The organism is Pseudomonas sp. Pseu.R1 (genome assembly GCF_045764065.1).
GTDB lineage: Bacteria > Pseudomonadota > Gammaproteobacteria > Pseudomonadales > Pseudomonadaceae > Aquipseudomonas.
On record NZ_JBJGEE020000001.1, the window covers coordinates 2,228,787 to 2,243,902 of the forward strand.

Genomic DNA, 15,116 nt, shown 5'->3' on the forward strand with positions numbered 1-15,116 from the left:
CCGTTCGCCCTGCTCACTCTCTGGACAAGACAGGCAAACGCAGATGATGCATTGGCATATCGTGTGTGACTTCGACGGGACGATCACCCCGACGGACGTGATCGACAACATCCTCGAACGCTTCGCTCACCCGAGCTGGGCAGACATCGAAGATGAATGGCTCAGTGGTCGCATTGGCTCGCGTGAATGCCTCAGCCGCCAACTGTCATTGGTCAAGGCATTCCCCGCGCAACTGCTGGCGTACTTCGACAGCGTGACCATCGACCCGGACTTCCCCGCGTTCGTCGAGCACGTACTGGCCTTGGGCGCCACGCTGGACATCGTCAGCGACGGCCTGGAACAAGGCATTGCTCGCATCCTCGCCCGTCATCAACTGCCGCTGTTGCCGATCATCGCCAACGGCCTGCGTCAAGTGGACCAGAACAGCTGGCGCATCGTCTTCCCTCACGCCAGCGATGCCTGCCGCGCCGCGTCGGGCAACTGCAAATGCAAATCCACGCCCAACGACAAACGTGTGTTGGTGATCGGCGACGGCAAGTCCGACATGTGCGTGGCCAGCACCGCTGATTTCGTTTTTGCCAAGGGCCGTCTGGCCGAGTACTGCGCCGCCAACGGCATCCCCCACGCCCGCTTCAACTCTTTCGCTGAACTCCCCGCGCTGGTGGCCCTGCTGCCTCACAACCTGCCCGCGCCGGCCGTACACCTCCCTACCGAATCCCAGGAACGCTTCCACCATGTCTGATATCCGCATCGCCACCGCCGAAGACCAGATCCTTCTGGAAAAAGAAGCCAAATACTGCTCGTATGGCGACACCGTTCATTACATCGAACCACCGCGCATTTTCAGCCGCTGCGAAGGCTCGTACGTCTACGACACCAGCGATCAGGCCTACCTCGACCTGCAAATGTGGTACTCGGCGGTGAACTTCGGCTACGCCAACCCACGCCTGAATAATGCGCTGAAACAGCAGATCGACACCCTGCCGCAAATCGCCAGCCAGTACCTGCACAAGGGCAAGATCGAGCTGGCGGAAACCATCGCCGTGGACGCCAGGAACAAGTTCGGTCTGGACGGTCGCGTGCACTTCAACGTCGGCGGTTCGCAGTCCATTGAGGACTCGCTCAAAGTGGTGCGCAACGCCAGCAACGGCAAGAGCCTGATGTTCGCCTTCGAAGGCGGCTACCACGGTCGCACTCTCGGCGCATCGTCGATCACCTCCAGCTACCGCTATCGCCGCCGCTACGGTCACTTCGGTGAGCGCGCGCAATTCATCCCGTTCCCGTATCACTTCCGCGGCCCGAAAGGCATGACCAAAGAGGAGTACGGCAGCCACTGCGTGCAACAATTCGCCCGCTTGTTCGAGACCGAATACAACGGCGTGTGGGACCCGAAAGTCAGTCAAAGCGAATACGCCGCGTTTTATGTCGAGCCGATTCAAGGCACGGGCGGCTACGTGATTCCGCCGATGAACTTCTACAGCGAACTCAAGCACGTGCTCGATCAACACGGCATCCTGCTGGTGGTCGATGAAATCCAGATGGGCTTTTACCGTACCGGCAAGCTGTGGTCGATCGAGCACTTCGACGTCAAACCCGACGTGATTGTCTTCGGTAAAGCACTGACCAACGGCCTCAATCCGCTGGGCGGCATCTGGGCCCGTGAAGAGCTGATCAACCCGAAAATCTTCCCGCCGGGCTCGACCCACTCCACCTTCGCCTCCAACCCGCTGGGCACGGCGGTGGGTCTGGAAATGTTCAAGATGACCTCGGAAACCGACTACGGCGCGATGGTCATGAACAAGGGCAAATACTTCCTCGAAGGCCTGCGCGACCTGCAAAAGCGCTACCCGATCATCGGTGATGTCGACGGTCTGGGGCTGGCGCTGCGGGCAGAGATCTGCCAACCGGACGGCTTCACCCCGGACAAGGCCACGCTGGATTTCATGGTCGAGGAAGGCATGAAAGGCGACATCGAGATCGACGGCAAACGCCTGGGTCTGGTGCTCGACGTGGGCGGTTACTACAAGAACGTGATCACCCTCGCGCCCTCGCTGGAAATCAGCTACCACGAGATCGATCTGGGCATCGCCCTGCTCGACCGTCTGCTGCACCGGGCCATGCAACGATGAGCCAGACGCCCTCGCACATCGCGATCGACATGGGCGAAGGCGATGCCGGGTTCATTCTCGGCAGCGGCGACGTGGGCGTGTTGCTGATCCACGGCCTGACCGGCACCCCGACGGAGTTGCGTCGGGTGGCCCAAGGCCTTGCGGACCGGGGCTGCACGGTGTACGTGCCAACCCTGGCCGGGCACTGCGGCAACAACGACGACTTGCAACGCACCCGCTGGACCGACTGGTACGAAAGCGCCCGTCGTACCTTCGTCGGTGTGCGTCAACGCCACCGTGAGGTGTTCGTCGGCGGCCTGTCCATGGGCGCGGTCATGTCGATGCACATGGCCGCACAACACCCCGGTGAAATTGCCGGGCTGTTGCTGTATTCCACGACCTTGCGCTACGACGGCTGGAACATGCCGTTCGTGGCCAAGTTCACGCACATTTACATGATGGTGCCGTTCGGCGTGCATGTGTGCCGCTTCAACGAAAAGTCGCCTTACGGCATCAAGAACCCACGCTTGCGCGCCATCGTCGAAAAGCAGATGAAGGAAGGCGAAAGCAGCAACGCCGGGCTGTTGACCATGTCCGGCATCAGCGTGCGCGAACTGCATCGGCTGATCGCCGTGGTCAAACGGAACATGCCCCACGTCAACACCCCTGCGCTGGTGCTGCACTCGCTGGAGGACGACATCACCAGCCGATGGAACGCCGATTATGTGCAGCGCCATCTGGGCGGGCCGGTGGTCAAGGTGCTGCTCGACAACTGCTACCACATGATCACCGTGGACCTGGAATATCGGCAGGTCATCGACTTGAGCGCGTCGTTCATCGAGACACGCGTGCAAGCCGGTTTACCGGTCGAAGCGGCGACAGACGCTGCGCTGTTCAATGACCTACCGGGTATCGACGATCACCCTCAACTGGCCTGAACCATGATCAGCACCCACGCCTTTTCCAGCATCCGGTCCATTGATCGCGAGGCCTGGAACGAATGCTTTCCCGACCAACTGGAAGACTGGGATTTTTACTGGGCAGTCGAACAGGCCGGCGTCGAAGGCTTCACGTGGCGCTATCTGGCGGTGTTCGACGGTCCGACGTTGTTGGGGGTGGTCCCGGCGTTCGTCACCTGCTATCGCCTCGACACGACGATTCAGGGCGTGGGCAAACGGGTGACGGAACACATCAACCGGGTGTGGCCGGGGGTGTTCGATCTGCGCATGTACGCCGTTGGCTCGCCCGTCGCGGAACGCTGCAACGCGGGAACTGCTCGCCACGTCAGTGGACCGTTGCGCCAGGAGGTGTTCAACCGTCTGTTGCAGCGGGCGCAACAGGATGCCGACGATCTGGGCATCGGCCTGTTGGCCGTGAAGGATGCGCCCACCGACGAGCCTCTGTGGGCCGAGACGTGTAGCCTGGCCGGACTGCAAAACATGCCCGGCCTGCCCAGCGCCTTGCTGGCCGTCCCATACCCGTCGTTGGACGCCTACCTGGGTTCACTGGGCAAATCCACCCGCAAGGACCTGCGGCGAACCCTGCGCGGCCCTGCGCCACGCATCGAGTGGCGGCGACAGATCGACGACGTACTGCCCGAGATCATGCAACTCTACGAAGCGACGCTGGCACGCAGTGATCTACAATTCGAACGGCTCGGTCCTGGCTACTTCACCGGCCTGCTCGACCAGCTCGGCGAGCGCGCGGTATGCGTGCTGTACTGGATCGACGAGCGGCTGGTGGCGTTCAATCTGATGCTGCTGGACGAGCATCGCCTGATCGACAAGATTTTCGCCCATGACCCAAATCGCACTCGGGAGTACAACCTCTATGCACGCAGTTGGCTGGCCAATGTCGAGTACTGCATCGACCATCGCATTCCCGTGTACGAAGCCGGTCAAGCGGGCTACGCCAGCAAGATTCGCTTCGGTTGCCGTTTCGCGCCCAACCAGCTGTTCTTTCGCCACCGTAACCGGTTGCTGAATACATTGCTCAGGCTGATCAGACAAATCATCCGCCCCGACCGATCCGATCCCGCCCTGGCGGCGGCGCTATCACCACTAAGCGACCCTCGATGACTGAGTTTCCCGAACGTTCTGCCCGCTCACTGTTCTCCCTCGTGCGCTGGAGTGTGCAGCGCAAACTGGTGCTGGCGTTCTGGCTGGTCAGCGTGGTTCCGACCATGATCGCCGCCGAACTGGCGGCCTCGACGCTGTCGCAGATTTTCGATAGCAACGTGCGCATCTGGCTACAGGAATCGACCCAGATCGTCATCGACGAAACCACCGAAATCATGCACAACAACGCGCGGGTGGCGCAGTTGTTCCAGGCCTACGCCCGGCCGAATGCCGAAAACGGTGCCAAGCGCGACAAGCTGATTGCCGACGTCGCTGACGCCATGGGGATCGACGTGGTGGCGTTGATCCGCAGCGACGATCACAAGGTCATATTCTCCACCGCTGCCGACGACATCGTCAGTCAAATCAGTCTGGCCCCCAAGGCCGTGCTGCAAACCATCCACGAAGGTGGCAGCGCCGTGGGCACGGTGGTTTCGACCTTTCATACCGTTGAGGGCGGGGTCGATTACGAGCTGGTGATCGCGACCTATCTGGACAGCAGTTTCCTGACCAGCGTGGCGGATGTGCATTCGCTGGACCTGCGCCTCTACCTGCGCAACAGCAACGGCTTCGGCGAGATTTTTTCCACCCAGCGCTTCGAAGATCATCCTCCGCTGGTGCCGGCGCGCATCGAGGAGATTTTGCGTACGACCAAGGCGTCCAGCGAGCAGTCCACCGCACGCTACAGCGGTTTGTATTCGCCGATACTCAACGATAACGGCGAGCTGCAAGGGGTGATTTTCAGCGGCCTGCTGCGGCACTCGTCGCTGGTGGGGCTGGTGAATCAGACCAACCTGTTTCTGGCCATTTTCCTGGTGGGTTCGGCGTTGTCGCTGGGCGTGGGTTCTCTGGTCTCCCAACACCTGACCCGCCCGTTGCGAGGCCTGCGCGAAGGCGTAAAAGCCGTGACGGCGGGAGACTACCACCAGCAGGTCGAGGTCATTGGCAGCGACGAACTGGCCGAGTTGAGCGTAACCTTCAACCACATGACCGAACGCCTGCGCGAATTGCAGCATCTGGAAGCGCAACTGCGCCGACGCGATCAGCTGCACACGCTGGGCGAAGTGGCGATGGGGCTGGCCCATGAAATCCGTAATCCACTGGGCATCATCAAAACCGCCACGCAATTGCTGCATCGCCGCGCCAGCCTGCCGGAAGCGGACATGCGCCATCTGGAGTACGTGATTTCCGAGGTGACGCGAATCAATGACCTGATCACCGAATTCCTCGATTTCGCCAAGCCCAGCGCACCGATTCGCGCGACGCAATCGGCGCGTGCTTTGTTGGAGGACGTACTGGGTTTCTGCGGACCGGAACTGGCCACCCACAACATCGAAGCCGCCATTGACGAACAGTCCGTGGGCGCCACGGTATACGCCGACGCGCGGCAGCTGACTCAGGCCTGTCTGAACCTCATCCTCAATGCCATTGATGCCATGCCGGAAGGTGGGCGCTTGACACTGGCCATCGCTCGCGAAACCGGAGATAGCGAGCGCCCGATCACCCGCATCAGCGTGACCGACACCGGACAAGGTGTGGACCCGGAAGTGATTCAGCGCATCTTCAATCCATTCGTGACGACCAAAGCGTCAGGCACCGGGCTGGGGTTGGCGAAAGTGTTTTCGATCATGGAGAACCACGACGGTCGTGTAGAGTGCATCAGCGAACACGGCGCTGGCGCCACGTTCAACCTGTACCTGCCCGCCGACGAAGGAGAACAGGCATGAGCCACAATGTGCTGGTGGTCGACGATGAACCCAAGCTCTGCGACCTGCTGGCCTCGGCTTTGAGCCAGAACGGCATTCAGGTGTTCACCGCCGGGAACGGGCTGCACGCGCTGACCGTGCTGGAGCGCGAAGAAATCGACCTGGTGATCAGCGACTGGCGCATGCCCGGCATGGACGGTCCGCAGTTGCTGGCGGAAATCAAACAGCGTTTCCCGCAACTGCCCGTCATCGTCATGACCGCCTACAGCACAGTGAAGAACGCTGTACAGTCAATGCGCAACGGCGCCTATGACTACATCAGCAAGCCGTTCGACATCGACGAACTGGACATCACCGTGCACAAGGCTTTGCAGTTTCGCGACATCCTGCGGGACAACCAACGCCTGCGCGCCGAGCTGGATGAGCATCAGCAGATCGAGAGTCTGGTGGGCGAAAGCCCCGCGTTCCGGAAAGTGTTGCAGGCAGTGGACTCGGTGCGAGAAAGCAGCGCGACCATCCTGCTGACCGGCGAAAGCGGCACCGGCAAAGAGATGGTCGCCCGAGCCATCCACAAACACGGCAACCGCGCGGACAAGCCGTTCGTGGCGGTGAACTGCGCAGCGATTCCCGAAGGGCTACTGGAAAGCGAGATGTTCGGCCACAAGAAAGGCGCGTTCACTGGCGCGGTGTCGGACCGTATCGGGCGCTTCCAGCAAGCGGACAAGGGCACGCTGTTTCTTGATGAAGTGGGCGACATGCCGCTGGCGTTACAGGCCAAGATCTTGCGCGCGTTGCAGGAACGGGTGATCGAGCCGGTAGGTGATCCGCGTGAGCGCAAGGTCGACGTGCGGGTGATCGCCGCCACCAACAAGGGGTTGCTGGAAGCGGTGGCGCGCAAGGAGTTTCGCGAAGACTTGTATTACCGCCTCAACGTGTTCCCGATTCCGCTGCCCGCCTTGCGCGAGCGGGTGGAAGACATTCCCGCCCTCGCCCGTCATTTCGCCCATGTGCTGGGTGCGACGGCGGGTAAACGCATCACAGGCTTCAGCCCCGAGGCCTTGTTGGCCATGGCCAATTACCCGTGGCCAGGTAACATTCGCGAGCTGCAGAATTGCGTCGAGCGCGCGACTATCGTCGCCTCGTCGCAGACCATCGAAGAGTCGGATTTGCCCGCGTACCTGTTTGGCGCAAAGCCATTGGAGAGCTCCACCGCCAGCATCCTCAGCGACGGACCCGGCATCCCCAGCGACCTGGATGCTGCACTGGCGGAGGTTGAAAAAGCCTACATCCTCGCCGCCCTGCACGAGTCGAACGGCGTCCAGGCCGCTGCCGCGCAGCGCATCGGGATTTCAGAGCGCAGCCTGTGGTATCGACTGAAAAAGCTGGAGATTCATGTGGACAAGATTGTGCGATGAGCTGGACCCGCGCAGTCAGCGTTTGATTCTGCCCGCAGGGCGTAGGAGCGAGGCCTGCCCGCGATCTGCTGCGCAGCAGCAGTAAAACCGGACAACCGCGTTGTGTCAGGCCCTCCGCGCGCACAAGGTTTACTGCCGCCGCGCGCCAGATCGCGGGCAAGCGCGCTCCTACAGGGTTAGGCGTTGATCAACTGGTCGACTTCGGCGGCCAACGGCGCGGTCGCAGGCCCCCAGCGGGTGACGGCAATCGCCGCTGCCGCGTTAGCGCGCAAAGCCGCTTCGTGGGGGCTTAGCCCCGCCGCCAACCCGGCCAGCAACACACCGGCATGGGCATCACCCGCACCGTTGGTGTCGATGGCCGTGACCGGGAATCCACGCACATGCTGCGCCTCGCTGCCCTGCCGAATCCAACAACCATTCGGGCCATCACGCACGACAATCAGCGCGTTATCGTTCAGCCACCGCGCCAGTTGTTCCAACGCGTCGACAATCGCCTCGCAGCCGGTAAATCGCAGGGCTTCTTCGCAGTTGCTGGTCCACACACCAATCAACGGCAGCACCGCCTGCATCTCTTCACCCTCGGGCGAATTCACCAGCGGACCCGGGTCGAACACCACACTCGCACCACTCGGCAAATCATCCAGCCAGCTCAACAGCGTCGAGACTTTGTTTTTGTGCAACAGGCTGTAGCCGCTGACAAACACAAAATCGTTCGGATGCACGACCAGGCTGTTCAAGTCCGAGGCAGACCACCCGCCCTCAGCCCCCACGTAGGAGATGAACGAACGCTCGGCCGACGGCTCGATCAGGGCCACCGACAATCCCGTGTCCTGATCGGCCGACGCAACCGTGGCGACTTCGATGCCCTCAACCGCCATGGCCTGACGTGCGAGGTCGCCAAAACGCCCTTTGCCGTGGCGGCCCAGATACACTGTCTGTAAACCATTTCGGCACGCAGCGGCCATGACATTGAAACCACCCCCGGTCTCGAACGCTGCCGAACGGGCGAGCACATCGCCTCCCGAACGGGGCAACTGATCGAGGGCCATGACCAGGTCGACCACGACCTGGCCGGTGTAGAGCAATCTAGCGGGCATGTGCAGCCTCATGGGAGACGACGCGGCGGTCGCGGGAACCGCCAAGAAGCGCATACAGACCACCGGCGACGATGAACGTCACGATCCAGCCCAGACCGTTGTGGCCGAGCCAGGAGTCGGACAGGAAGCCTTTGAACAGCACGTTTTCCGGCGTCGTGGCCACGGTGGTGAAACTGAAGCCGAGCACGATCGCCACCGCCCACGCACCGACCGCACGCCACTCCACACCGCCGCTGTACCAATAAGCGCTGGAAGGCGACACGTCCATCAAGTCCTTGGCCGAGTACACGTGGCGATGAATCAGGTCGACCACGAAGATCCCGACCCATGCGGTGATCGGCACTGCCAGCATCGAGATGAACGTAATGAACGGGCCGTAGAAACTGTCAGCGATGAGCATGAAATAGATCGAACCGACGAAGATCGCCACGATGTCGACGATTACCGCGTGCACGCGCTTGATCTTCAAACCCAGGGTCAGCGTGGTCAGGCCCGCCGAATACACCGACAGGTTGTTCGACAGCAACAGGCCACCGAACGCCGTGATGAGGTACGGCACGGCCATCCAGGTTGGCAGCAACTCGCGAATCGCGATGATCGGGTCAGTGGCCGAGGCCAGGTGATCGTTACCCACCGACAACAGGCCGCCGAGGGTGATCAGCAACACCAGCGGGATACCGGCGCCAAACGCCGCCGAGGCAACCAGGCGCGTGGCTTTGACGCTGCCGTGTTGATAGCGCGACATGTCCGCACCCGCGTTGGCCCAGCCGATACCGGTGCCCGCCGCCATGGTGCCCACACCAATGATCATTGCGCTCATCGGTGCTGGCGTAGCGTTGAATACGGCCGCCCAATTGATGTGCGCGATGAGGAAGCCGCCGACCACAATGTTCAGCGCGCCGAAGATGTAGGTCGCCCATTTCTGGATAACCAGCAGCGTCGCATGGCCCAGCCCGGAAACGGTGAGGGTCATCAGCACGAAAATGGCGATGAACAGCAGCGTCAGGCCCGGTGAGTTTTTCGCCTCGACCGCCGTGCCGAACAGGATCGAGCACAGCGACAGCAGGACGAACGCTGCGGTGGTGGTGTTGACCGTTTCCCAGCCCAAACGGGACATCAGCGAAACAATCGTAGGACCGATGTTGCCGCGCACCCCGAAAATGGCACGGGACAGGGTCAGACTGGGTGCACGACCACGACGACCGGCAATGGAAATCACCCCGACCACGGCAAACGAACCCGCGGCACCGAGAATCGCCACGATGATGGCCTGACCGATGGACAACCCGCGAAACGCTACCAGCGTCGCACCAAGGGGAAGACCGAGAATACTGATGTTGGCCGCAAACCAGACCCAGAACAGTTGCAGCGGGTGGCCGTTGCATTCGTTTTCCGGAACCGGCTCGATGCCGCGTGTTTCAAGCTGTCCTGCGCCCTGACTGGCGTTGGATGACGTCATGTGAATGCTCCTGTTGCCATTTGTTCTGGTTGTGGGCAGTACGTAAAGCAAAGGACTTCCGTGTCGGACGAGGGTAGCCGCTCACGATCAACGAGCAAGCCGCCCCCGAATCGCCGCCGGATGACAGGGCGATGTGTGTCTTATTCAAATCAGTTTTCCGGCGTCGGTCAGACCGCGCGCAGGGACAGCAAATGCTCGACCAGAGGGGACAGATCGAGGTTGTTCGCGGCCTTGACCTTTTCGATCATTGCCTGCGGCCAGGCCGCCATGCCCTGACACGCACCCAGCATGGCGCCAAGAATCGCCGCGATGGTGTCAGTGTCGCCGCCCAGGCTGGCCGCCATGCACAACGCATCGAACGCGGCCAGTTGACCTGAAGCGACGTGGTGCGCCAGCGCGAACGCGGCAATCACCGATTCCTGCGAGGCCACCGACGTGCCGATCACGTCATAGATCAAATCAGGCAATTGCTCGGTGGTCGCGTCGGCGCAGAGTTGCCGAGCCCAGCCGATACGGGCCGCAATACGCCCTCCTGCGATCCAGTGACCGTGACGCTCGGCGATCAACGCGACACGGGCGCCGATGTCCAGTGCCGTACTCAGCGCGACACCGTTGATCCCCGCCGAGACCACCGCCGCCACCGCCGCCGCGCTGGAAATACCCAGTGTCGTGTTGTGGGTCACCTGACAGGCCTGCACGACCGACTCAACGAACGAGGCTTCGTCGATGACATCTGCCGCAATGCCCACCGGGGTAATGCGCATCGCCGCGCCGTTGGTCGTACCGAATCGCCCGGCCTCTTCAGGGCTATGGCCCGCCAGAATCATCTCGATTGCACGCTTGGTTGACGGGCCAAGCAGGTCTTGCGACCCCTTGGCCTGCATCACCACTTCCCAGTCGATCAACGTTTGCGCCAAGTCGGACGGGTCGATGCGCCCGCCCCCGGCCACCAGCAATTCGGCGACCAGTACGGCCTGTTCGGTGTCATCGGTGATCGACCCGGCCGCCATGTTGGGCGCGATCGGCTGGTCGGCATCGGCGGCGGTCAGCGTGGTGATACGGTCGAAACGCTGCTTGATCTGTTCGCGACTGAGCGACTGCGTGGGCATGCCCAACGCGTCGCCTAAAGCCAGGCCGTAGAAAGCGGCCTGAGCGCGGTCGCGAATGTCGATCAATGCAGTCATGTACTCGATCCAAATGCCAGATGCAGACGAAAATGCACGGGGTCCAGAAGGCTTTCCACGTGCTCCATGAAACGCTCGCGGCGGTCGAACGTGGTTCGGATCGCCTTGAGAAATACCGTGCCCGGTTCACGCAACATCAACGCGGCGTCGTCATTGCCCAGCGGCTCGGCGCCAATCCACTGGTCACCGCGATCACCGACATAGCCATGGGCGGCCATGGTCACGGTCAGCGAGTCGTCGATCAGGCCATCGCGAGGCAGGTTTTCCAGGCCGTCAACGGCAGGAATCAACACGCGCTCCAGCGACACCACGTTGCCATCGGCTGCCGTGCGACGGCGGTCCAGCGCGATAAACGCTGCCGTGCCGAACCGGCTTTCCAGATCCGGTCGCTGCACCGCGACCAGGCGCAAGACTTCCGTGCTGACTCTGGCGCCTGTATCGGCCAGCGCCTGTGCCCAACCGGCGCGCTGATCCAGCGAAATGCCGTCGTAGGTGACGATCGAACCAACGCCCGTCTGCGTCGCGATGTAGTTGCGACGCTTCAACTCGGACAGCGCCTCACGCAAGGTGCCGCGGCTGACGTTAAATTCCTGAGCTAGCAGGTTTTCACCTGGCAACAGCTCGCCGGAGCCCATTTGACCGGTTTCTATGCGTCGCGCGAGTTCGTCGACCACGCGTTTTTTCTTGTCAAACCGAACCTGTCTAATCATGTACAAATTGATATCCGAAAAGGGTTGATGGGATCAAGTTATTTTTAAATCTCAACCGAAAATTTGTTACGTCTGTTACATCGCATTGCGAGCAATCTCACTCCGATGGCAAGGCTTAAAAACCCTGTAGGTGTGAGCTTGCTCGCGATGGCGTCCGTCAGCGTAGCTCATCACCGCTCGGGGTTAACGATGCTCGACTGCTCACTGACGATCTGACGAATGGCCTCCACGAACACGTCCACCGGCTGGCCGCCAGACACGGCGTACTGGTCATTGAATACGATGGTCGGAACCGAACTCACACCTCGGGAAACCCAAAGCTGCTCAAGCTCTCGCACCTCGCTGGTGAATTGGTCAGACGCAAGAACGGCTTCAGCGCGCACTCGATCCAGCCCGACCTTCTGCGCAACATCGGCCAAGACTTTGTGGGAAGAAACATCAGCGTGCTGACTGAAATAGGCGGTAAACAGAGCCTCCTTCAGCGCCTGTTGCTTGCCCTCACGCTCAGCCCAATGCAGCAAGCGATGAGCATCGAAGGTGTTGTAGATGCGCCGTTCGCCCGGTTTGAACACAAAGCCAAGCTCAGCGCCGCGCTGGCGGATGTTTTCGGCGTTGGCCTGATACTGCTCGCGGGTGGAGCCGTATTTCTCGGCAATGTGCTCGAAGATCTCCTGCCCGTCCGAACCCATGTTCGGGTTCAGTTCGAAAGGCTGGAAGTGAATCTGCGCCTGGACTTCATCGCCCAGATGCTCCAACGCCTGATCCAGCGCCCGCAGGCCGATGATGCACCAGGGGCAGGAGACGTCGGAGATGAAATCGATTTTCAGCGGAGTGGGCATGACAGCCTCGTGCAAAAGAGGGAAAGGTGCACGATACGCCTATGTCGCAGCGCCACAAAACTTGAAGGAGCGTGGCTTGCCCGCGATCGACGGGGACCCCGTCGTAAAACCAGAGCATGCGGTGTATCTGCCAAACCGAGTTGCCTGATTTTACGACTGTTTCGCAGCCGTTCTCGGGACAAGCCACGCTCCTACAGTCCTCATAGCTGGGCGATGTGCGAGGCATCGTCGCGATGCTCACGCAAATACGGCAACACCGCCGCCAGCAATGGCGCCTTGAATGCTTCCTGAAAACGATGGGCCAGCCCCGGAATCAGCTTCAACTGGCTGCCCTGAATGTGCGCCGCCACATGAACGCCGTGCATCACCGGCAACAACGGGTCTGCCGTGCCGTGCACCACCAGCGTCGGCACCCGTAGGCGATTCAGCAGCTCTACGCGACTGGGTTCGGCGAGGATCGCCAGAATCTGACGTTTGACACCTTCAGGATTGAACGCCCGGTCGTAGGCAATCGCCGCCTGTTGCAGCAGTTTCTGCCGATCATCCTTGACTTCCGGGCTGCCCAGCGCGGCTAGCAGATCGGCCTGTTGCTCCAGCGCCGTCTGACGATCCGGAGCGCCTCGACGTGCCAACAGCTGCAACAGCGCGGGGCTTGGCATTGGCAGCCCCGGTGCGCCAGAACTGGTCATGATCAACGTCAGACTTTCGACACGCTTGGGCGCCATGTCGGCCAGATGCTGCGCGATCATCCCGCCCATGCTGGCCCCCAGCACATGGAATTTCTGAACGTGCAGGGCGTCCATCAGGCCCAGTGCGTCCTGCGCCATGTCGGTCAACGAATACGGTGCCGACACCGGCAGGCCGATTTTGTAACGCAGCACTTCGTAGGTCAGGTTGGCCGTCGCAGGTGCCTGTACCCACGTCGACAAACCAACATCGCGGTTGTCATAACGAATCACCCGAAAACCCTGCTGGCACAGGGCAACGACGACCTCGTCCGGCCAATGAATCAGTTGCCCGCCCAGCCCCATGACCAGCAGCAGCGCCGGGTCTGAATCTCGACCGATACTTTGATACGCCAGGTGCACTTGATCGAGTTCGGCCACTTGGGTGGGAACGTTGACATCGCATCGAGCGGCCGCAAAAGACGGCAAGCTGCACAAGAGCGCAGCCAGAAAAAATAAGAAACGCATGGAAAAACACCGAAACGCAGAACCCCAGTAGGCCGCGAGTCTGATGAAGTTTTCTAAAGCGCGCTGCCACAGTTGCGTGACATTTTGATGAAGGCGGCTCAGCGGTAGATCAAAGCACGTCGGTGCATCTGATGAAGGTCAACTGTGGAAGCGAGTTCATTCGCGATGGGTCGGTACATCCGATACATATCTGTCGGCTGTACCTACTCATCGCGAATGAATTCACTCCCACGGGATGATCTGTATCCCTACTGACAACTGGGGCATTTGTCGACATCGCTCGTTACATGAGACAAACTCATCGTCTCGGTTGTTGTCACAAAATTTATTCATGGAGCGCCAAGGTGCTTGAGATTCGTCACCTGAAAACCCTGCATGCGCTGCGCGAGGCTGACAGCCTGGTAGATGCCGCTGACCGTTTGCATTTGACTCAGTCCGCTCTGTCCCACCAGTTCAAAGAATTGGAAGAGCGCATGGGTGTGCCGCTGTTCGTGCGCAAGACCAAGCCGGTGCGCTTCACCAGTGCGGGTTTGCGTCTGCTGCAATTGGCCGATTCGGTGCTGCCTCAACTGCGTAATGCCGAACGTGATATCTCGCGTCTGGCGGGAGGCGTGGCCGGACGCTTGCACATGGCCATCGAATGCCACAGTTGCTTTCAATGGCTGATGCCGACCATCGACCAGTTTCGTGACGCCTGGCCCGAGGTGGAATTGGACCTGGCCTCCGGTTTTGCCTTCGCCCCGCTGCCCGCGCTGGCCCGAGGCGATCTGGATCTGGTGGTGACGTCCGACCCGGTGGATCTGCCAGGCATTACCTACGTGCCGTTATTCACTTACGAGGCCATGCTGGCCGTTGCCAATCAACACCCACTGGCGAGCAAGCCGTTCGTGGTGCCGGAGGATCTGGCCAGTGAAACGCTGATCACCTACCCGGTGGAACGGGATCGGCTGGACATCTTCACGCGCTTTCTGGAACCCGCGGATATCGAGCCTGCGCAAGTGCGTACGTCAGAGTTGACGGTGATGATGATGCAGCTTGTGGCCAGTGGCCGTGGCGTCTGTGGGATGCCGCACTGGGCGCTGCATGAATACAGCTCACGGGGTTACGTGAAGGCCAAGCGGCTGGGGGAAAAAGGACTGTTTGCAACGCTGTATGCGGCGGTTCGTACCGACATGCTGGACGCACCCTACATGCGCGACTTCCTGCTGACGGCGAAGGACACGTCGTTTTCGACGCTGGATGGGGTGAGCGCGGTGCGTTGATGTCGGGACGCGCGCGGCCTTTACTG

General features: G+C 60.9%; 13 protein-coding genes. 7 read left to right on the forward strand and 6 right to left on the reverse strand.

Annotation, left to right across the window (positions count from 1 at the left end; genetic code table 11):
• Positions 1-43 precede the first annotated feature (43 nt).
• Genes ACI5GA_RS10285 through ACI5GA_RS10310 form a run of 6 tightly spaced genes read left to right on the forward strand, consistent with a single transcriptional unit; the run spans position 44 to position 7,346 of the window.
• On the forward strand, positions 44-742 hold the full coding sequence (locus ACI5GA_RS10285; protein WP_421422713.1) for an MtnX-like HAD-IB family phosphatase: 699 nt from the start codon (positions 44-46) through the stop codon (positions 740-742).
• Entirely contained in the window at positions 735-2,129 is a 1,395-nt protein-coding gene (locus ACI5GA_RS10290; protein WP_404636116.1) for an aspartate aminotransferase family protein, read from the forward strand. Before ACI5GA_RS10285 ends, ACI5GA_RS10290 begins: the two co-directional genes overlap by 8 nt.
• A complete protein-coding gene (locus ACI5GA_RS10295) occupies positions 2,126-3,046 on the forward strand; it encodes an alpha/beta hydrolase (RefSeq protein ID WP_421422714.1) in 921 nt (306 codons plus the stop codon). Before ACI5GA_RS10290 ends, ACI5GA_RS10295 begins: the two co-directional genes overlap by 4 nt.
• Positions 3,047-3,049: 3 nt before the next feature.
• On the forward strand, positions 3,050-4,186 hold the full coding sequence (locus tag ACI5GA_RS10300; RefSeq protein WP_421422715.1) for a GNAT family N-acetyltransferase: 1,137 nt from the start codon (positions 3,050-3,052) through the stop codon (positions 4,184-4,186).
• Entirely contained in the window at positions 4,183-5,952 is a 1,770-nt protein-coding gene (locus ACI5GA_RS10305) for an ATP-binding protein (protein ID WP_421422716.1), read from the forward strand. The genes ACI5GA_RS10300 and ACI5GA_RS10305 overlap by 4 nt, the downstream gene beginning before the upstream one ends.
• Positions 5,949-7,346: a sigma-54-dependent transcriptional regulator gene (locus ACI5GA_RS10310; protein WP_421422717.1), complete on the forward strand. Its 1,398-nt coding sequence runs from the start codon at positions 5,949-5,951 to the stop codon at positions 7,344-7,346. Before ACI5GA_RS10305 ends, ACI5GA_RS10310 begins: the two co-directional genes overlap by 4 nt.
• A 176-nt stretch (positions 7,347-7,522) precedes the next feature.
• Here ACI5GA_RS10310 and ACI5GA_RS10315 read toward each other — a convergent pair whose 3' ends face one another.
• The 6 genes from ACI5GA_RS10315 to ACI5GA_RS10340 form a co-directional block, all read right to left on the reverse strand.
• A complete protein-coding gene (locus tag ACI5GA_RS10315) occupies positions 7,523-8,443 on the reverse strand; it encodes a PfkB family carbohydrate kinase (RefSeq protein ID WP_421422718.1) in 921 nt (306 codons plus the stop codon).
• Positions 8,433-9,902, reverse strand: a complete 1,470-nt coding sequence (locus ACI5GA_RS10320; RefSeq protein ID WP_421422719.1) for a purine-cytosine permease family protein — start codon at positions 9,900-9,902, stop codon at positions 8,433-8,435. The genes ACI5GA_RS10315 and ACI5GA_RS10320 overlap by 11 nt, the downstream gene beginning before the upstream one ends.
• A gap of 167 nt (positions 9,903-10,069) precedes the next feature.
• Entirely contained in the window at positions 10,070-11,086 is a 1,017-nt protein-coding gene (locus tag ACI5GA_RS10325) for an ADP-ribosylglycohydrolase family protein (protein ID WP_404636103.1), read from the reverse strand.
• Positions 11,083-11,796 (reverse strand): GntR family transcriptional regulator, encoded by a 714-nt coding sequence (locus ACI5GA_RS10330; RefSeq protein ID WP_404636101.1) that lies wholly within the window; start codon positions 11,794-11,796, stop codon positions 11,083-11,085. Before ACI5GA_RS10330 ends, ACI5GA_RS10325 begins: the two co-directional genes overlap by 4 nt.
• A gap of 170 nt (positions 11,797-11,966) precedes the next feature.
• Positions 11,967-12,635: a DsbA family oxidoreductase gene (locus ACI5GA_RS10335; protein ID WP_421422720.1), complete on the reverse strand. Its 669-nt coding sequence runs from the start codon at positions 12,633-12,635 to the stop codon at positions 11,967-11,969.
• Positions 12,636-12,835: 200 nt separating this feature from the next.
• On the reverse strand, positions 12,836-13,828 hold the full coding sequence (locus tag ACI5GA_RS10340) for an alpha/beta fold hydrolase (protein ID WP_404636097.1): 993 nt from the start codon (positions 13,826-13,828) through the stop codon (positions 12,836-12,838).
• 344 nt (positions 13,829-14,172) lie between these two features.
• On the opposite strand from ACI5GA_RS10340, the gene metR reads away from it, so the two are divergent.
• Positions 14,173-15,090, forward strand: coding sequence for a transcriptional regulator MetR (gene metR / locus ACI5GA_RS10345; RefSeq protein WP_404636095.1), 918 nt, complete (start codon positions 14,173-14,175; stop codon positions 15,088-15,090).
• Positions 15,091-15,116 lie beyond the last annotated feature (26 nt).